The organism is Sabulicella glaciei (assembly GCF_026183895.1).
GTDB lineage: Bacteria > Pseudomonadota > Alphaproteobacteria > Acetobacterales > Acetobacteraceae > Roseococcus > Roseococcus glaciei.
Window position 1 is genome coordinate 87,229 of the sequence record NZ_JAPFQI010000001.1, and the last position, 17,682, is coordinate 104,910.

Below are 17,682 nucleotides of genomic sequence, written 5' to 3' on the forward strand. Positions count from 1 at the left end.
TTGGCGGCACTCCCGGTCCCGGTCCGGGATAGCAAGGCTCAGCCGGCCTTCAAATAGGCCGCCGCATCCTCCTTGCCGAAGAGGCGCAACAGGCCGCGCACCGCAAGCCCACGCGGCGAGGCCAGGTTGGGGTCGCGTTCCAGCAGGGCCTCCGCATCGCGGTGGGCGATGTCGATCAGGTCGCTCTGCCGGGCGATGTCCTCCTCCGGCAGGGCGAGGCGAAGCTGCGCCTGCCCGGCCTGGCGTGTCCCCAGTGCCTCGCCGCCGCCCCGGAGGCGAAGATCCTCCTCCGCGATCACGAAGCCATCCTCCGTGTCGCGCAGGATCAGCAGGCGTTCCTTCTCCCTTTCGGAGAGGTGCTCCGAATGGACGAGGAGGCAGGAGGAGGGCTTGGTGCCGCGCCCGACGCGACCGCGAAGCTGGTGCAGGGCGGAAAGGCCGAAGCGCTCGGCCTGCTCGATGACGATGATGGTGGCTTCCGGCACGTCCACCCCCACCTCGATCACCGTCGTGGCGACCAGCAGCCGCGTGCGCCCCTCGGCGAAGTCGCGCAGCGCCCCCTCGCGCACCTCCATGTCGAGATCTCCGTGCGCGAGGCCCACCAGGCCCGGGAAGCGGCGCGAAAGCTGGGCGAAGCGGTCCTCGGCCGCGACGCTGTCGTCGTGCTCGCCGCCGGTGATGGCGCGCACGACCCAGTAGGCGCGCTCGCCGCGATCCAGCGCCTGGCCGAGCCTTGCCACGATGTCGTCGTGCCGGGCGGTGGAGACGACGCGGGTGGTGATGGGCTGGCGCCCCGCCGGCTTGCCCTCGATGCGGCTCACCTGCATCTCGCCCCATTGCGTCAGCTGCAGGGTGCGGGGGATGGGGGTCGCGGTCATCACCAGCATGTCCGCATCCTCGCCCTTGCGGCCGAGTTCGAGGCGCTGCGCCACGCCGAAGCGGTGCTGCTCGTCCACCACGGCCAGGGCGAGGTCGCGGAACTCGACTCCCTCCTGGAACAGGGCGTGGGTGCCGACGGCGACCGGGATGGAGCCATCGGCGAAGCCGGCCAGCACGCGCCGCCGCTCCGCCCCCTTCACGCTGCCCGCCAGCAGCGCAACCTCCACCCCCGCCGCGCCGCAAAGCCGGGCGAGGGTGCGGAGGTGCTGGCGCGCGAGGATCTCGGTCGGCGCCATCAGCGCCGCCTGGGCGCCGGCCTCGACCGCCTGCAGCATGGACAGCACCGCGACCAGCGTCTTGCCCGAGCCGACGTCGCCCTGCAGCAGGCGCAGCATCCGGTGCGGCGCGGCGAGGTCTGCCTCGATCTCGGCCAGGGCGTGGGCCTGGTCCGGCGTAAGAGCGTGGCCGAACTCGGCCAGCGCGGCCCGGCGCAGCGTTCCGTCCCCGCGCAGCGCCCGGCCGGAGGAGGCGCGGTGCCGCCGCCGCAGCAGCCCCATGGCGACCTGTCCGGCCAGGGCCTCGTCATAGGCGAGGCGTTCGCGCGGCGCAGGGCCAAGCGGGGCGGTGGGGGCGTGGAGGACGCGCAGGGCATCGGGAAAGCTGGGCCAGGCTTCCCGCGCGAGCAAAGGCGGGTCGGCCCATTCCTCCATGTCCTCGGGCAGGCGCGAAACCGCCTCCCGCATGGAGGCTGCCATGGTGGCGCGGTGGAGCCCTTCGGTGAGGCGCCAGACAGGTTCCAGCACGGGCAGGGCGTCCGGGTCGCGCGCCACGTCGGGATTGGCCATGGACCAGCCATCGCCTTCTGGCTTCACCTTGCCCGACACCCAGCGCCGCTCGCCGCGTGGGAATTGACGCTCGGCGGTCTGCAGCCAACCATTGAGGATGCGGATGGTGAGGCCCTCTTCCGTGCGGATCTCGACATAGGGGCGGTTGGTGTTCGCGGCGCGCTTGGGACGCAGCGAGACGGTGGTGATGGGCAGGACGGCATCCGCCTCGGCCGGGGCGCGGGCGGGGTGATCCACCCGGACCCGCGCGGCGATGCGGTCGGGTAGGTGGAACAGCAGGTCCACGATGCGCGTGCCGCCCGTCGCCTTGGCAAGCAGGGCGGCGCGGCGCGGCCCGATTCCGGGCAGGCCGGAGAAGGGCTCCAGCAGGGCTTCGAGGCTGACGGGTCCGCTCACGCGTCCTATATGGCATCCGTGACCGCAGACGACGACCTGACCCCCCGCCACCGCCGCCTCCTGTTCCGCGCCCTGCATCGCGGGACCAAGGAGTGCGACCTGATGCTGGGGGGGTTCGTCCGGCGCCACCTCGCCGCCTTGTCGCCGCCCGAGCTGGACGAGCTGGAGGCGATCCTGGAGATGCCCGACGTGGACCTCACGGATTGGCTCAGCGGCCGCCGCCCCATCCCGGAGGAAGCGCAGGGCCCGCTGCTGGCCCGAATCGTCGCCGAGATGGCGCGCCCCGGCGCCGGCCGCGCCCCATGAGCGCTCCGCTCGACGTCTATGGTGCGCCCGAAGGATTCGACGCGCTGCTGCTGCGCGCTAGGCGCGCCGAGACGCAGGCGCCCGTCCTCCATGTCTGCCGCGACGATGCCCGCATGGCACGCATGGCCGAGGCGCTGGGCTTCTTCATGCCCGAGGCGGAGGTGCTGCGCCTGCCCGCCTGGGACGTGCTGCCCTATGACCGCGTCTCCCCCAACCCGGAGATCATCGCCGAACGGGTCGCCACGCTGGCGGAGCTGACGGAAAAGCCGACGCGTCCGCGCATCGTGCTTACCACGGTGAACGCGCTGGTGCAGAAGGTGCCCCCGCGCGCCGCCTTCGCCGGGGCGGCGCTGTCGCTCCGCAAGGGTGGGCGCGCGGGCATCGAGCAGGTGGTGGAGTTCTTGGAGTCCAACGGCTACGGCCGCACCGGCACCGTGATGGAGCCGGGCGAGTACGCGGTGCGCGGCGGCATCCTGGACCTCTATCCGGCAGGAATGAGCGACCCGCTGCGCCTCGACTTCTTTGGCGACGAGGTGGAAAGCATCCGCCGCCTGGACACCGAGACCCAGCGTTCGCGCGAGAACCTGGACCGGCTGGTGCTGCGTCCGGTGGGCGAGGTCTTCCTCGACCCTGCCAGCATCGAGCGCTTCCGCACCGGCTATCGCGAGCTGTTCACCGCCGCCGCCTCGGAAGACCCACTCTATGTCAGCGTTTCCGCCGGGCGGCGCCATCCGGGGATGGAGCATTGGGCCGGGCTGTTCCACGAGACGATGGAAACGCTGCTGGACTACCTGCCCGGGGCCTCCGTCAGCCTGGACAACCAGGCCGAGGACGCGCTGGCCGCGCGGCTGGAGATGATCGCCGACCACTACGAGGCGCGCCGCATCCCCGCCCGCATCAACGAGGGCGAGGTGCCCTACCGCCCCGTGCCGCCGAACCGCCTCTACCTCGACCGCAAGGCCTGGGACGCGATGCTGGCCAGCGGGCCGCTCCTGCGCTTCTCGCCCTTCCACAAGCCAGAAGGGGCGCCCGGCATCGACGCGGGCGGCCGCCAGGGCCGCATCTTCAGCGAGGCCCGGCAGGCCGGCGAGAACCTGTTCCACGCCTATGCCGCCCATGCCGAGAGCGAGATCGGCCGCGGCCGCCGCCCGGTCCTCGCCGCCTGGACCCGCGGCTCGCGCGAGCGGCTGGTGACGCTGCTGCGCGAGAACCGCGTGACAGCGGAGGCGGTGGAGGATGGCTACGCCGCGCGTTCGCTGCCCTCCGGCACTGTGGCCGTGGCGCAGCTGGGGCTGGAGCGCGGCTTCATCGGCGACGGCATCTCCATCACCGCCGAGCAGGATCTGCTGGGCGAGCGCATTGCCCGCCCGCCCCGCAAGCGCAAGCGCGCCGACCAGTTCCTGGCCGACGCCACGCAGATCGAGGTGGGTGACCTCCTGGTCCATGCCGAGCACGGCGTCGGCCGCTACGAGGGGCTGGAGACGGTCCAGGCCGGTGGTGCGCCGCATGATTGCCTGAAGCTGACCTATGACGGCGACGCCAAGCTCTACGTGCCCGTCGAGAACATCGAGATCCTGTCGCGCTTCGGCTCGGAGACGGGCGGCGTCCAGCTGGACAAGCTCGGCGGCGCGTCCTGGCAGGCGCGCAAGGCCAAGGCCAAGCAGCGCATCGCCGACATGGCCGCGCAGCTCATCAAGATCGCCGCGCAGCGCAAGACGCGCGATGCGCCCGTCATCGCTCCGCCCGAGGGCGCCTATGAGGAGTTCTGCGCCCGCTTCCCCTATGTTGAGACGGAAGACCAGTCCCGCGCCATCGCCGACGTGCTGGAGGATCTGGCGGCCGGCCGCCCCATGGACCGGCTCATCTGCGGCGACGTGGGCTTCGGCAAGACCGAGGTGGCGCTGCGCGCCGCCTTCACCGTCGCCATGGCGGGCTCCCAGGTCGCGGTGGTGGTGCCGACCACGCTGCTGGCGCGCCAGCATCACCGCATCTTCACTGCCCGCTTCGCCGGGCTGCCCATCCGCATCGCCCAGCTTTCCCGCATGGTGACGCCAAAGGAGGCGAAGGAGACGCGCGAGGCGCTGGCGCGGGGCGACGTGGACATCGTGGTCGGCACCCATGCCCTGCTGGGCAAGGGGATCGAGATCGCCGACCTGGGCCTCGTCATCGTGGACGAGGAGCAGCATTTCGGCGTGAAGCACAAGGAGCGGCTGAAGGAATTGCAGGCCGGCGTCCACGTGCTGACGCTCACCGCCACCCCCATCCCGCGCACGCTGCAGCTGGCGCTGTCCGGCGTGCGGGAGATGAGCGTGATCGCGACTCCGCCCGTGGACCGCCTTGCCGTCCGCACCTTCATCATGCCCTGGGACCCGCTGGTGCTGCGCGAGGCGATCCAGCGCGAGCGCTTCCGCGGCGGGCAGATTTTCTGCGTCGTCCCGCGCATCGAGGACATGGCCCGCATGGCCGAGCGCCTGGCCGAGATCGCGCCCGAGGCACGCATGGTGCAGGCGCATGGCCGCCTCGCCGCCACAGAGCTCGAGCAGGTGATGACCGAGTTCGGCGACGGGAAGTTCGACATCCTGCTCGCCACCAACATCGTCGAATCCGGGCTGGACATGCCGGCGGTGAACACGCTGATCATCCACCGCGCCGACATGTTCGGGCTGGGCCAGCTCTACCAGCTGCGCGGCCGCGTCGGGCGCGGCAAGCAGCGCGGCTATGCCTACCTGACCTGGCCGGCGCATCACCGCCTTTCGCCCACCTCGCAGAAGCGGCTGGAGGTGATGCAGACGCTGGACAACTTGGGCGCCGGCTTCACCCTAGCCTCGCACGACCTCGACATCCGCGGCGCGGGCAACCTGCTCGGCGAGGAGCAGTCGGGCCAGATCCGCGAAGTGGGCATCGAGCTCTACCAGGAGATGCTGGAGGACGCCGTGGCCGACCTCCGCGCCGGCTCGCGCAAGCGTGACGAGGCCGAGACGGCCTGGATGCCGCAGATCAACCTCGGCCTCGCCGTGCTGATTCCCGAGACCTACGTGCAGGAGCTTCCCGTGCGCCTCGGCCTGTATCGCCGCATCGGCGCGCTGGGCAGTGAGGCGGAGGTGGACGCGATAGGCGCGGAACTCGTGGACCGCTTCGGCGCCTTGCCGGAGGAGGTGGAGAACCTCCTCGCCGTCGTTGCCATCAAGCTGCGCTGCAAGGAGGCGAACGTGGAGAAGGTGGATGCAGGGCCGAAGGGCATCGTCGTGACGTTCCACCGGGGGCGCTTCGAAAACCCGGTCGGGCTGGTGGAGTGGTCGCAGAACCAGAAGGGCCTCATCACGCTGCGGCCCGACGGCAAGGTGATGCTGCTGAAGGAGATGCCCTTCGCGCAGCGTGTGAAGGCGGCGCGCGGCCTCGTCACCAACCTCGCCAAGCTGGCGCGCGCGGCGCGGAAGGAGGCGGCATGAGCCGCGAGGGCGGGTGCTGCTGCGGGCAGCTGCGCTTCCGCACGGAGGGCGAGCCGCTTCGCTCGGGCCTGTGCCACTGCCTCGATTGCCGCAAGCTGCACGCCGCGCCCTTCATGGCCTTCGTCGTCTTTCCGGAGGAGAAGGTCACGATCACGGGGGAAGCGCGCAGCTTCGAAAGCCAGCCCGGCTACGAGCGCTCCTTCTGCCCCCAATGCGGTGCGCATGTCTTCGGCCGTCTGGCGAAGAGCGAGGCGGGGGAGGTGGAGCTGCACCACGGCTCTTTTGACGAGACCAGCCTGTGGCCGCCGGAATACGAGCTCTGGACGGTCCGGCGCGACGAATGGCTTGGCCCGATCCCGTCCGTCATGGATCATCACGCGCGCAACAGGGAATGACCGGAATGGACGTGACGGAGCGGGTGCTGGCGCGGGCGGACGCGAACGGGGAGGCCGCGCTGGAGCGCCTCTTCGCGCTCCTGCGGATTCCCTCCATTTCCACGGACCCGGCCTTCGCCGCGGATTGCGTGCGCTGCGCGGAGCATCTGGCCCAGGAGCTCGCCGCGGTTGGCTTCGAGGCCAAGGCGCACCGGACGCCGGGGCACCCAGCCGTGGTGGGGCATGACCGTTCAGCAAGCGGGCGCTCGGCGCTGTTCTATGGGCATTACGACGTGCAGCCCGTGGACCCGCTTTCGCTCTGGCAGCGCGACCCGTTCGAGCCGGCGCTGGACACCCTGCCCGATGGCCGCACCGTGATCCGCGCGCGCGGAGCGGCCGACGACAAGGGGCAGGTGATGACCTTCCTCGAAGCGTGCCGCGCCTGGCGGGAAGAGACGGGGAGCCTGCCCATCCCGCTGACGATCCTGCTGGAAGGCGAGGAGGAGTCGGGCGGCGCCAGCCTGCCGCCCTTCCTGCGCGAGCATGCGGCGGAGCTGAAGGCCGATCTCGGACTGATCTGCGACACCGGGATGTGGGACAGCGAGACGCCGGCCATCGTCACCATGCTGCGCGGCCTGTGCGGCGAGGAGGTAGTGATCCACGCCGCAGACCAGGACCTGCACTCGGGCATGTTCGGCTCCGCCGCCGCCAACCCGAATCGCGTCCTGGCGCGCATCCTGGCCGACCTGCACGACGCCGGAGGGCGCGTCACCATCCCCGGCTTCTACGACGGCGTACCGGAACTGCCCGAGGCGCTGCGGCGGCAATGGGAGGGGCTGGGCTTCGACGCCGCAGGCTTCCTTGGCGCGGTCGGGCTTTCCGTTCCGGCCGGCGAGAAGGATCGCACGCCGCTGGAGATGCTGTGGTCCCGCCCCACCGCGGAGATCAACGGCATGGGCGGCGGCTACCAGGGCGAGGGGTTCAAGACGGTAATCCCCGCCCAGGCCTCCGCCAAGGTGTCGTTCCGCCTGGTCTTCGACCAGGACCCGCACGCGATCCGCACCGCCTTCCGTGACTTCGTGCGGGCCCGCCTGCCGGCCGACTGCCGCGCCGAGTTCATCGAGCACGGCTCCGCCTCCGCCATCGGCTTCGATACCGCCGACCCCGCCTTCGCCCGAGCTCGCGACGCGCTGACGGCCGAATGGGGCAGGGAGGCGGTGTTCATCGGTGGCGGCGGCTCCATCCCCATCGCCGGGGATTTCCGCCGCAAATTGGGGATGGACGTGGTCATGGCCGGGTTCGGGCAGAAGGACGACCGCGTTCACAGCCCGAACGAGAAATACGACCTCGACAGCTTCCGGAAGGGCACCCGCTCCTGGGTGCGGATCCTGGGGGCGCTGGCTCAGCGGCCTGCCGCCTCCTGACCCTTGAAGCCCAAATCCTGGGAGAAGCGCAGCAGGTATCCGTCCGGGTCCTGCACGACCAGTTCGCGGGCCCCCACGAAACCGTCGCCGCGCCGGTACCAGACCTCCTCGGTCTCCCGGAACACCGGCCAGTTCGCCCCGGCGAGGCGGTCTGCCATCGCCGCGACGTCCGGGACGGTGATCTGGAGGTTCATCCCCCGTCCGAAAGGCTTCTCGAGCGGGCCGGTCATCCACGTGCCGCCCTGCTCAATCATCAGGTGCGCCGCTCCGAGAACGAGATAGGCGAAGGGACGCTCCGGACGGTCGTACAGCACCGAGAACCCGAGCACCTCGACGTAGAAGCACAGGCTGCGCGCGAAATCCGACACCTCGATCTCAGGCACCAGCGCCACCGCCTCGGGCGGAACGGACTGGGCGGCAACCATCTGTCGCCTGCGGTCCGCTAGCGCCCCACCGCGTAGCCCTGCATGCCGCGCGGGTTCGCGCCTGCGCGAAGCTGCCCGTCTGCGAGGCGCCGCGCCCCGGTGAGGCGGCCTTCCGACCAGTCGCCGCCCATCTCCACCTTGTGGCCGCGGGCGCGCAGTTCCTCGGCGACCTCCGGCTTGAAGCGGCCTTCCAGCACCAGCTTGCCGGGCTTGGCGCCGCGCGGCCAGAAGGAGGACACCCAGTGCTCCGAGTGGAAGCTGGGAAGGTCGATGGCTTCTTGGATGTTGAAGCCGTGCGCCAGCATCCGCGCCAGCATGATGGGCTGCCACTGGTCCTGCTGCTCGCCGCCCGGCGTGCCGTAGGCCATGTACGGGGCGCCGTCCTTCAGCACCATGGAGGGCGAAAGCGTGGTGCGCGGCCGCTTGCCGGGCTGGAGGCCGTTGGGCAGCGTCTCGTCCAGCCAGAACATCTGGCAGCGCGTGCCGAGGCAGCAGCCCAGCTCCGGGATGGCGGGCGAGGATTGCAGCCACCCCGCCGAAGGCGTTGCCGAGACGAAGTTGCCCCAGCGGTCGATGATGTCCACGTGGCAGGTGTCGCCGCCCGAGGCGCCGAGGCGCGAGACGGTCGGCTCGCCGCTGCCTTCCGCCGCGCGCATCTCCTCGGCGCGGGCCACGGCGGCGGCATAGTCCACGCCGCGCACCGGGCGCCCGCCCGGCGTGCCGGGGCGGAACTCCATCGAGGCCTCGCGGCCGATCAGGGCGCGGCGCTGCGCCACGTATTCAGGCGAGAGGAGCGCCTCCATCGGCACGTCGGAAAAGTCCGGATCGCCGTAATGCGCCTCGCGGTCGGCATAGGCGAGCTTCATCGCTTCGGTGACGGCGTGGACGAACTCTGCCCCCACGGGGTCCATGGCGGCGAGGTCCATCCCGTCGAGTAGGGAGAGCGTCTGGAGCATCGTCGGGCCCTGGCTCCAGGGGCCGCACTTCAGGACGGTGTGGCCCTTGAAGTCATACGTGAGCGGCTTCTCCACCCCCGCGCGCCACTTCGCCATGTCCTGGCCCGTCAGCACACCGGCATGGCGCTCGCCGGAGGTATCCATGGCCGGGGAGCGGACGAAGCGGTCGATGGCCTCGGCGACGAAGCCACCATGCCAGGCCTCGCGCGCCGCTTCGATCTGGGTCTCGCGGGAGCGGCCGGGCGCCTCGGCCTCGCGCAGCAGGCGCTCATAGGTTTCGGCCAGGGTGGGGTTGCTGTAGAGCCCGCCCGCCTGCGGCCCGCCATCGCGCAGCCAGATGGCGGCGGAGGTGGTCCATTCCTGCTCGAACAGGCGGCGCACGGACTCCACCGTCGCCTTGACGCGACCCACCATGGGCGCGCCGTGGCGGGCGTAGCCGATGGCGTATTCCAGCACGTCGCGCAGGCGCCACGTCCCGTGCTCCTGCAGCATCCGCGCCCAGGCATCGAAGGCGCCGGGCACCGGGGCGGCGAGGAATCCAGTCCCGGGCATCATGTCGAGGCCGAGTTGCCCCTTCACATGCGCCACGGTCAGCCCGGACGGGGAGGGGCCCTGGCCGCAGATCACCTGCTGCGTCCCCAGCGCGGCGGAGTGGAGGATGATCGGGCAGTCGCCCAGCGGCCCGTTCAGGTGGGGCTCCACCATCTGCAGGGTGAAGCCGGCGGCGGCCGCGGCGTCGAAGGCATTGCCGCCCCGCTCCAGCACCGCCATGCCGACCTGGCTGGCGACCCAATGGGTGGAGGCGACGACGCCGAAGGTGCCGGCGATCTCGGGGCGGGTGGTGAACATGGCTGGTGACGCTCCTGTTGCCGGGATAGGGAAGGCAAGGGCCGGTTTCGTCAATCGGGGGGGCAGGATGGTCTGGGTGGCGATCGTGGGGCCTTCGGGGGCGGGAAAGGACACGATCCTGGCCGCGCTGAGGGAAGAACTCGCCGGCGATGCCCACTTCCACTTTGCCCGTCGCGTCATCTCCCGCCCCGAGGATGCGGGCGGGGAGGCGCATGAATACCTCCCGCCCGAGGGCTTCGCCGCGGCCGACCTCATCCTGCAATGGGAAGCGCACGGGCTGCGCTACGGCATCCGCCGCGCGGAGGTGGAGCGGGCACCCGTCACGTTGCTGAACCTGTCCCGCACCGTGCTGGAGGAGGCCGCGTCGCGCCACCCCCTTCTGGTGGCGGAGGTCACCGCCCCGCGCGCCGTGCTGGCAGAAAGGCTGCGGGCGCGGGGGCGTGAAGAGGGGGCGGAGATCGCCGCCCGGCTGGACCGGAAGGGCACCCCGCTCAAGGGGCTGAACCAGGTTCGGATCATCAACGATGGTCCCGTCCATGCAGCCGTCGCAGCCCTCCGCCGGGCGCTGGAGGCTTGCGCCGCGGGCCGATTTCCGCCATGACCCGCCCGCCGGCGGCGCTTGTCCGCCGGTAATCCGCACGCGGCGCGCCCTTCCCCCATGGCGAGGGTCCGGTCCCGGTCAATCCCGGGTTCATTGCGCCGCGGAGGCTCAACCGGACTAACGATGGAAGGATGATCGCGATGGCGATGCCTGAGGTTTCCCTGCGCCAGCTTCTCGAGGCGGGCGTGCATTTCGGCCACCACACGCGGCGCTGGAACCCGCGCATGGCGCCCTACATCTTCGGCGTGCGCAACCAGGTCCACATCCTGGACCTGCAGCAGACCGTGCCGATGCTGGAGCGCGCCCTGCGCCAGGTACGCGACACCGTGGCCGGGGGTGGCCGCGTCCTGTTCGTGGGCACCAAGAAGGCGGCGGCCGAGTACGTGGCCGAGGCGGCGACGCGCTGCGGCCAGTATTACGTGAACCACCGCTGGCTGGGCGGCATGCTCACCAACTGGAAGACCATCACGGGCAGCATCAAGCGCCTGAAGGAGATGGATTCGCGCCTCTCCGGCGACGTGCAGGGCCTCACCAAGAAGGAGGTCCTGATGCTGACGCGCGAGAAGGATAAGCTGGACCGCGCGCTCGGTGGCATCCGCGAGATGGGCGGCCTGCCCGACCTGATCTTCGTCATCGACGTCGTGAAGGAGAAGCTGGCGATCGAGGAGGCCAACACGCTCGGCATTCCGGTCGTGGCCGTGGTGGACAGCAATGCCGATCCCGCCGGCATCCAGTTCCCGATCCCGGGCAACGATGACGCCATCCGCGCCATCAACCTCTACTGCGACCTTGTCGCCGGGGCCGTGTTCGACGGCATCTCGGCCGAGATGACCGCCTCGGGCCGCGACATCGGCGCGATGGAGGAGCTGGCTCCGGAGGAAGTTGCCGCCGAGGCGCCCGCCGCCGAAGCCCAGGCCTGAACCCCGCAAGCAGGAGCACGAGCGATGGCTGAGATCACGGCGGCGATGGTCCGCGACCTGCGCGACCAGACCGGCGCGGGCATGATGGACTGCAAGAAGGCCCTGACCGAGACGGGCGGCGACATGGATGCCGCGATCGACTGGCTGCGGAAGAAGGGTCTTTCCGCCGCGGCCAAGAAGTCCGGCCGCGTGGCCGCCGAGGGGCTGGTAGGCACTGCCTCCGGCCCTGGCGTCGCCGCCATGGTCGAGGTCAATGCCGAGACCGACTTCGTAGCGCGCAACGAGACCTTCCAGAATTTCGTGTCCGAGGTGGCGGGGCTCGCCCTCTCGGTGGGCGATGACATCGAGAAGCTGAAGGCCGCGACCTTCCCCGGCACGACGCACTCGACGCAGGAGGAGCTCACGCGCCTCGTCGCGACGATCGGCGAGAACATGACGATCCGCCGCGCCAAGGTGTTCCGGGTCGCGCGCGGCACGGTCGCCACCTACATGCACAACGCCGTGAAGCCGGGCCTCGGCAAGATCGGCGTTCTCGTCGCGCTGGAAGGCGCGGGCGAGGGCGAGGTGATGGAGCTGCTGGGCCGCCAGATCGGCATGCACGTCGCAGCGACGCGCCCCGAGGCGCTGGACGTCAACGCCGTAGATCCCTCGTCGCTGGAGCGCGAGCGCGCGGTGCTGACCGAACAGGCTCGCGCCTCCGGCAAGCCGGACGCCGTCATCCAGAAGATGATCGAGGGCCGCATCCGCAAGTACTACGAGGAAGTGGTGCTGCTGGAGCAGGTCTGGGTGCATGACGGCGAGAGCCGGGTGCGCGCCGTGGTGCAGAAGGCCGGGCTGAACCTTGCCGGCTTCGCGCGCTTCCAGCTGGGCGAGGGCATCCAGAAGGAAACCTCCGACTTCGCGGCCGAGGTCGCCGCCCAGGCCGGCTTGAAGGCCTGAGGCCAGGATAGGGGGGCGTGGCTGGCCGCGCCCCCCGCCCCCTGCTAGTTTCCCACGGAACGGAACCGGAAACCCTATGACCCCCACCTACAAGCGCGTGCTCTTGAAGGTTTCGGGGGAGGCGCTGATGGGCGACCGCGCCTATGGCCTGGACACCGCGACGGTGAAGGCCATCGCGCAGGACATCAAGGACGCGGCCGAGCTGGGCGTGCAGGTCGCGCTGGTGATCGGCGGCGGCAACATCTTCCGCGGCATCGCAGGGGCTGCGGCCGGGATGGACCGCGCCCAGGCCGACTACATGGGCATGCTGGCCACCGTGATGAACGCGCTGGGCATGCAGTCGGCGCTGGAGCGGCTGGGCGTGCCGACCCGGGTGCAGAGCGCGATCGAGATGTCCGCGATCTGCGAGCCCTATATCCGCCGCCGCGCCATCCGCCACATGGAAAAGGGCCGCGTGGTGATCTTCGCCGCCGGCACGGGCAATCCCTTCTTCACCACCGACACCGCCGCCGCGCTGCGCGCCGCCGAGATGGGCTGCGACGCGCTGCTGAAGGGCACGCAGGTGGACGGCGTCTATGACAGCGACCCGCGCAAGAACCCGGACGCCAAGCGCTACACGACGCTCACCTATCTCGAGATGCTGTCGCGCGACCTGGCGGTGATGGACGCGGCCGCGATCTCGGTGGCGCGCGAGAACCACTTGCCCATCATCGTCTTCAACATCCATGAGGCGGGCGCATTTACGGCCGTGATGCAGGGCCATGGCCGCTTCACCACCGTGACCGACGCCGCCTGAACCAGGAAGAGGGGAAAGCCATGGCCGCCGCACCGCCCGACAAGAACGCCCTCCGCGCCGACCTTTCACGCCGCATGGATGGCGCGATGGAGACGCTGAAGAAGGAGTTCTCCGGCCTGCGGACCGGCCGCGCCTCGCCCGCCCTGCTGGAGAACATCCGCGTCGAGGCCTATGGCGCGAACCAGGCGCTGAACCAGCTGGCGAACGTCTCGGTGGGCGGGCCCTCCATGCTGGTGGTGCAGGTCTTCGATCGCTCGGTCACCAAGCAGGTCGAGGTGGCGATTCGTGATTCGGGGTTGAACCTGAACCCGCAATCGGAAGGCCAGACCATCCGCATCAACCTGCCGCCACTGACCGAGCAGCGCCGCAACGAGCTGGCGAAGATGGCGTCGAAATACGCCGAGGGCGCCAAGGTCGCCATCCGCGGCGTGCGCCGCGACGGGATGGAGCAGATCCAGGGCTGGAAGAAGAAGAGCGAGATCAGCGAGGACGACGCGAAGCGCTGGTCCGACGAGGTGCAGAAGCTGACGGACGACTACGTGAAGCAGATCGATACCGCGGTCGCGGCGAAGGAAAAGGACATCAAGACCGTCTGATGCTCCACCGCCCCGCCCAACCGGCGGGCGCGGGCGGCGTCCCGCCGCGCCACGTCGCCGTCATCATGGATGGCAACCGCCGCTGGGCGGAACAGCGCGGCCTGCCTACCGCCATGGGCCACCGCGCGGGCGCGGAAGCCGTGCGCCGCACCATCGAGGCCGCGATCTCCCACGGCGTGCCGTGGCTGACCTTGTTTGCCTTCTCTTCGGAGAACTGGTCGCGTCCGAAGGAGGAGGTGCAGGAACTCACCGGCCTTCTGCGCCACTACCTGCGTGCCGAGGTCGCCCAGCTGGACCGCGAGGGCGTGCGGCTTCGCGTGATCGGCGAGCGGCAGCGCTTCGGGACCGACACCCTGGCCGACATCGAGGCGGCGGAGGCCCGCACGCGCGGCAATGTCCGGCTGAACCTCACCGTGGCCCTGTCCTACGGCGCGCGATCGGAGATCGTGGCGGCAGCGCGGGCGGCGATGCGCTCCGGCATTGCGCCCGAGGCGCTGGACGAGGCGAGCTTCGCCCGACACCTTTACACCGCCGGCCAGCCCGACCCGGACCTGATCATCCGCACCTCCGGCGAGCAGCGCCTTTCCAACTTCCTTCTCTGGCAGGCGGCCTATGCAGAACTGGCCTTCCCGCCGGTGCTGTGGCCCGATTTCGGGCCCGACCATTTTGCCGCGTGCCTCGCCGATTTCGCGGCCCGCGAGCGTCGCTTCGGGGCGCGGGCGGGGTGAGCGCCGCAGGCGGACGGAACTGGAGCGACCTGCGAAAGCGCGCCCTGACCGCCGGCCTGCTGGGGCCGGCGGCGCTGCTCTGCATGTGGCTGGGGGCGCACTGGTGGACGACGCTGATGGCGGTCTGCGCGGCCGGGTTGGCCTGGGAATGGGTGCGGATGTGCGGCGGCTCCACCCGCTCGCGCCCCGGCTTGTTCGTGCCGGCGGCGGTGCTGCTGGCGGGCGCGGCCTCGACGGCGGGGTCCTTCCCCACGGCCATGGTGCTGCTGCTGGTAGGCGCCTATGCGGCGCGGCACTCGGCGCGGCGGCGCGGCAAGGTCCCGCCGCTCTGGCTCGCCTTCGGGGCGCTGTATATCGGCCTCGCCGGGGTGGCGCTGATCGAGCTTCGGCACGCCGACGCGGCGGGGCGGGAGAACGTGATCTTCCTGTTCCTGGTCGTCTGGGCTTCGGACATCTCCGCCTATCTGGCGGGGCGGGCCTTTGGGGGGCCGAAGCTCTGGCCGGCCGTGTCACCCAACAAGACCTGGTCAGGCGCCCTTGGGGGGCTGGCCGGCGCGATGTTGGTCGGGGCGCTGGCAGCCACCGTGCTGGAGCCCGGTTCTGCCGGTATCAGGGCCGCGCTGGTGGCGGCGCTGCTGGGCATCGCCACCCAGGGGGGCGACCTCCTGGAAAGCTGGATCAAGCGCCGTTTCGGGGTAAAGGACTCCTCTGGCCTGATTCCGGGCCATGGGGGCCTGCTCGACCGGCTCGACGGAGTCCTGGCGGCGGCGCCGGTCGCCGCACTGCTGTCCTGGGTCATCGGCCCGGGCACGCATCTTTGGAGGTAAGGGCCTTGGGCCGCAGCATTTCCATCCTGGGCAGCACCGGTTCCGTCGGCCGTTCCACCCTGTCCCTGCTTTCCGCCGCCGCACCCGGCGAGTTCTCGGTCGAAGCCCTGGTCGCCGGGCGCGACGTAGCGGCGCTGGCGGCCCAGGCGCGGGAGCACCGCGCCCGCCTCGCCGTCGTGGCCGACCCGGAGGGGCTGCCGGCCCTGCGCGAGGCCTTGGCCGGAACCGGAACCGAGGCGGCAGCAGGCCCGGAGGCGGTCGCTGAAGCCGCCGCGCGGCCGGCGGACTGGACCATGGCCGCCATCGTGGGCGCGGCCGGCCTTGCCTCCACCCTCGCGGCGCTGCGGCGCGGCGGCACGCTGGCCCTCGCCAACAAGGAAAGCCTGGTCTGCGCCGGCGAGATCGTGCTGGAGGCGGCCCGCGCCTCCGGCGCCACGCTGCTGCCGGTGGATTCCGAGCACAACGCCATCTTCCAGGCCCTGGGCGAGCGGGCGACAGAGCAGGTGGCCAAGATCATCCTCACCGCGTCGGGCGGCCCGTTCCGCGAGGCCAGCCTCGCCGAGATGCGCGCCGCCACGCCGGAGCAGGCGGTGCGCCACCCGGTCTGGTCCATGGGGGCCAAGATCAGCGTGGACAGCGCCACCATGTTCAACAAGGGGCTGGAGGTGATCGAGGCGGCACGCCTCTTCCCCGGCCCGCCGATCGAGGTGCTGATCCACCCGCAATCCACCGTCCATGGGCTGGTGCAGTACCAGGACGGCTCGGTGCTGGCGCAGCTCGGCTCGCCGGACATGCGGACCCCCATTGCCCATTGCCTCGCCTGGCCGCGGCGCATGAAGGCGGAGGTGAAGCCGCTGGACCTCGCCGCCCTGGGCCGGCTGGACTTCGCCGCGCCGGACCCGGCGCGCTTCCCGGCCCTGCGCCTGTCGCGGGAGGCGCTGGAGGCGGGCAGGGGCGCGCCCTGCGTCCTCAATGCCGCGAACGAGATCGGGGTCGAGATGTTCCTTCGCCGGGAACTCGGCTTCCTGGACATTGCCGCCGTGGTGGAGGATACCCTTGCCGCACTGGGCGGGGAGGCGGTGCCGGATCTTCCCGCCGTGCTGGCGCTGGACGGGCGCGCGCGCGACCACGCGCGCCGCACCGCTGCCCGGCGCGCCGCCGCCTGAGGAAACGCGATGCTCGACTTCCTGCCTGATGCCGTCCGCACCCTGCTCGCCTTCGTGGTGGTGCTGGGCGTGCTCATCTTCTTCCACGAGCTGGGGCACTACTTGGCGGCGCGCTGGCGCAACGTCCACGTGGACGCCTTCTCCATCGGCTTCGGCCGGGCGGTGGCACGCTGGACGGACCGGCGCGGCACGGAATGGCGCATCTCCTGGATCCCGTTGGGCGGCTACGTGAAGCTGCACGGGCAGTCGCCGCTGGACGGCGCGCCCGAGCCGAACACCCCGCCCCCCCGCGAGGGCGAGACCTTCCACGACAAGCCCGTGGGCGACCGCGCCATCATCGTCGCCGCCGGGCCGATCGCGAACTTCCTGCTGGCCATCCTGCTTTTCGCCGGCCTCTTCGCCACCTACGGCCAGCCGCGCGGCATGACCGCGGTGGGCGTCGTCGCCGCTGGCTCCCCGGCCGAGCAGGCGGGCATCCAGCCAGGCGACGAGATCGTGGCCCTGGACGGGACGCGCGTGAGCCGCTTCGACCAGGTGCAGCGCCACATCCAGCCTCGCGCCAACGTGCCGGTCGAGGTGCGGGTGACGCGTGAGGGGCGCGAGGTGACGCTCACCGCCACTCCCACGCCGCGCCCGGGCACCGAGGCATCGCAGCCGGTCGGCATCCTGGGCATCCAGGGCGGACAGGCGCGGTTCGAGCGCCTGGACCCGTTCAGCGCGCTCTGGGCCGGTACGGTGCAGACCGCCGAGATGTCCTGGCTGACGCTGAGCGGCATCGGCGAGATGCTGAGCGGCAGCCGCTCGGCGCGCGAGCTGGGTGGGCCGATCCGCATCGCCGAGGTGTCGGGCGAGGCGGCGAGTCTGGGCATCGTGCCGCTCGTGAACCTGATGGCGCTTCTCTCCATCAGCCTCGCCCTGCTGAACCTGTTCCCGATTCCGCTTCTCGATGGCGGGCACCTGCTCTTCTACGCCGCCGAGGCTGTGCGCGGCCGGCCGCTGCCGCCGCGCGCGCTGGAATACGGCTTCCGCGCCGGCTTCGCGCTGCTCATCTCGCTCTTCGTCTTCGCCACCTGGAACGACATCGCCCATGGCGGAATCGGGCGGTGGGTCGCTGGGATGCTGGGATGAGCCGCCTGTCGCGCCCTGCGCCCAGCGGGCCGGGGTGGCGGGGCCACCCCGCCGCCGCTATGGTCCCCGCGTCCGTCG

The 17,682-nt window shown here is 71.1% G+C and carries 16 protein-coding genes; 13 read left to right on the forward strand and 3 right to left on the reverse strand.

Translation table 11 applies throughout. The features are described from left to right. Positions 1 to 38: 38 nt before the first annotated feature. Positions 39 to 2,120: an ATP-dependent DNA helicase RecG gene (gene recG / locus OF850_RS00375; protein ID WP_301587681.1), complete on the reverse strand. Its 2,082-nt coding sequence runs from the start codon at positions 2,118 to 2,120 to the stop codon at positions 39 to 41. An 18-nt stretch (positions 2,121 to 2,138) separates the two neighbouring features. Between recG and OF850_RS00380 the strand changes: the two genes are divergently transcribed. From OF850_RS00380 to OF850_RS00395, 4 genes are read left to right on the forward strand one after another with little or no spacing between them, the layout of a single operon-like run. Further along, entirely contained in the window at positions 2,139 to 2,426 is a 288-nt protein-coding gene (locus OF850_RS00380; RefSeq protein WP_408906448.1) for an FAD assembly factor SdhE, read from the forward strand. Then, positions 2,423 to 5,875, forward strand: coding sequence for a transcription-repair coupling factor (gene mfd, locus OF850_RS00385; RefSeq protein ID WP_301587683.1), 3,453 nt, complete (start codon positions 2,423 to 2,425; stop codon positions 5,873 to 5,875). The genes OF850_RS00380 and mfd overlap by 4 nt, the downstream gene beginning before the upstream one ends. Continuing rightward, positions 5,872 to 6,270 carry a GFA family protein gene (locus OF850_RS00390; protein ID WP_301587684.1) on the forward strand — a complete coding sequence of 133 codons (399 nt, stop codon included), beginning with the start codon at positions 5,872 to 5,874 and terminating at the stop codon, positions 6,268 to 6,270. Before mfd ends, OF850_RS00390 begins: the two co-directional genes overlap by 4 nt. Further along, complete coding sequence (locus OF850_RS00395; RefSeq protein ID WP_301587685.1) at positions 6,267 to 7,673, forward strand: M20/M25/M40 family metallo-hydrolase; 1,407 nt, start codon at positions 6,267 to 6,269, stop codon at positions 7,671 to 7,673. The genes OF850_RS00390 and OF850_RS00395 overlap by 4 nt, the downstream gene beginning before the upstream one ends. Here OF850_RS00395 and OF850_RS00400 read toward each other — a convergent pair. Together OF850_RS00400 and OF850_RS00405 are read right to left on the reverse strand one after the other, a co-directional pair. Continuing rightward, entirely contained in the window at positions 7,652 to 8,098 is a 447-nt protein-coding gene (locus tag OF850_RS00400) for a bleomycin resistance protein (protein WP_301587686.1), read from the reverse strand. The two genes, OF850_RS00395 and OF850_RS00400, sit on opposite strands and share 22 nt — an antisense overlap. A gap of 17 nt (positions 8,099 to 8,115) precedes the next feature. Beyond that, the gene (locus OF850_RS00405) at positions 8,116 to 9,903 is read right to left on the reverse strand and encodes a gamma-glutamyltransferase family protein (protein WP_301587687.1); all 1,788 of its coding nucleotides are present in this window, start codon (positions 9,901 to 9,903) and stop codon (positions 8,116 to 8,118) included. Positions 9,904 to 9,979: 76 nt separating this feature from the next. On the opposite strand from OF850_RS00405, the gene OF850_RS00410 reads away from it, so the two are divergent. From OF850_RS00410 to rseP, 9 genes are all read left to right on the forward strand, one after another. Next, positions 9,980 to 10,504: a phosphonate metabolism protein/1,5-bisphosphokinase (PRPP-forming) PhnN gene (locus OF850_RS00410; protein ID WP_408906449.1), complete on the forward strand. Its 525-nt coding sequence runs from the start codon at positions 9,980 to 9,982 to the stop codon at positions 10,502 to 10,504. Between the two features lie 140 nt (positions 10,505 to 10,644). Next, positions 10,645 to 11,424, forward strand: coding sequence for a 30S ribosomal protein S2 (gene rpsB, locus OF850_RS00415; RefSeq protein WP_301587689.1), 780 nt, complete (start codon positions 10,645 to 10,647; stop codon positions 11,422 to 11,424). A gap of 24 nt (positions 11,425 to 11,448) precedes the next feature. Then, positions 11,449 to 12,363 (forward strand): translation elongation factor Ts, encoded by a 915-nt coding sequence (gene tsf / locus OF850_RS00420; RefSeq protein ID WP_301587690.1) that lies wholly within the window; start codon positions 11,449 to 11,451, stop codon positions 12,361 to 12,363. A 76-nt stretch (positions 12,364 to 12,439) separates the two neighbouring features. Continuing rightward, positions 12,440 to 13,159, forward strand: a complete 720-nt coding sequence (pyrH, locus tag OF850_RS00425) for a UMP kinase (protein WP_301587691.1) — start codon at positions 12,440 to 12,442, stop codon at positions 13,157 to 13,159. Between the two features lie 20 nt (positions 13,160 to 13,179). Then, positions 13,180 to 13,755, forward strand: coding sequence for a ribosome recycling factor (gene frr / locus OF850_RS00430; RefSeq protein ID WP_301587692.1), 576 nt, complete (start codon positions 13,180 to 13,182; stop codon positions 13,753 to 13,755). After that, complete coding sequence (gene uppS, locus OF850_RS00435; protein WP_301587693.1) at positions 13,755 to 14,483, forward strand: polyprenyl diphosphate synthase; 729 nt, start codon at positions 13,755 to 13,757, stop codon at positions 14,481 to 14,483. The genes frr and uppS overlap by 1 nt, the downstream gene beginning before the upstream one ends. Then, a complete protein-coding gene (locus tag OF850_RS00440) occupies positions 14,480 to 15,310 on the forward strand; it encodes a phosphatidate cytidylyltransferase (protein ID WP_301587694.1) in 831 nt (276 codons plus the stop codon). Before uppS ends, OF850_RS00440 begins: the two co-directional genes overlap by 4 nt. A 5-nt stretch (positions 15,311 to 15,315) precedes the next feature. Then, positions 15,316 to 16,476: a 1-deoxy-D-xylulose-5-phosphate reductoisomerase gene (gene dxr / locus OF850_RS00445; protein ID WP_301587695.1), complete on the forward strand. Its 1,161-nt coding sequence runs from the start codon at positions 15,316 to 15,318 to the stop codon at positions 16,474 to 16,476. A gap of 9 nt (positions 16,477 to 16,485) precedes the next feature. After that, on the forward strand, positions 16,486 to 17,604 hold the full coding sequence (rseP, locus tag OF850_RS00450) for an RIP metalloprotease RseP (RefSeq protein ID WP_301587696.1): 1,119 nt from the start codon (positions 16,486 to 16,488) through the stop codon (positions 17,602 to 17,604). Positions 17,605 to 17,682: the final 78 nt, after the last annotated feature.

What these genes read in the sequence shown, in the direction of transcription:
- mfd (WP_301587683.1), top strand. Translation starts at nt 2,423, where the DNA reads ATGAGCGCTCCGCTCGACGTCTATGGTGCGCCCGAAGGATTCGACGCG.
- OF850_RS00390 (WP_301587684.1), top strand. Translation starts at nt 5,872, where the DNA reads ATGAGCCGCGAGGGCGGGTGCTGCTGCGGGCAGCTGCGCTTCCGCACG.
- OF850_RS00395 (WP_301587685.1), top strand. Translation starts at nt 6,267, where the DNA reads ATGACCGGAATGGACGTGACGGAGCGGGTGCTGGCGCGGGCGGACGCG.
- OF850_RS00400 (WP_301587686.1), bottom strand. Translation starts at nt 8,098, where the DNA reads ATGGTTGCCGCCCAGTCCGTTCCGCCCGAGGCGGTGGCGCTGGTGCCT.
- OF850_RS00405 (WP_301587687.1), bottom strand. Translation starts at nt 9,903, where the DNA reads ATGTTCACCACCCGCCCCGAGATCGCCGGCACCTTCGGCGTCGTCGCC.
- rpsB (WP_301587689.1), top strand. Translation starts at nt 10,645, where the DNA reads ATGGCGATGCCTGAGGTTTCCCTGCGCCAGCTTCTCGAGGCGGGCGTG.
- tsf (WP_301587690.1), top strand. Translation starts at nt 11,449, where the DNA reads ATGGCTGAGATCACGGCGGCGATGGTCCGCGACCTGCGCGACCAGACC.
- pyrH (WP_301587691.1), top strand. Translation starts at nt 12,440, where the DNA reads ATGACCCCCACCTACAAGCGCGTGCTCTTGAAGGTTTCGGGGGAGGCG.
- frr (WP_301587692.1), top strand. Translation starts at nt 13,180, where the DNA reads ATGGCCGCCGCACCGCCCGACAAGAACGCCCTCCGCGCCGACCTTTCA.
- uppS (WP_301587693.1), top strand. Translation starts at nt 13,755, where the DNA reads ATGCTCCACCGCCCCGCCCAACCGGCGGGCGCGGGCGGCGTCCCGCCG.
- rseP (WP_301587696.1), top strand. Translation starts at nt 16,486, where the DNA reads ATGCTCGACTTCCTGCCTGATGCCGTCCGCACCCTGCTCGCCTTCGTG.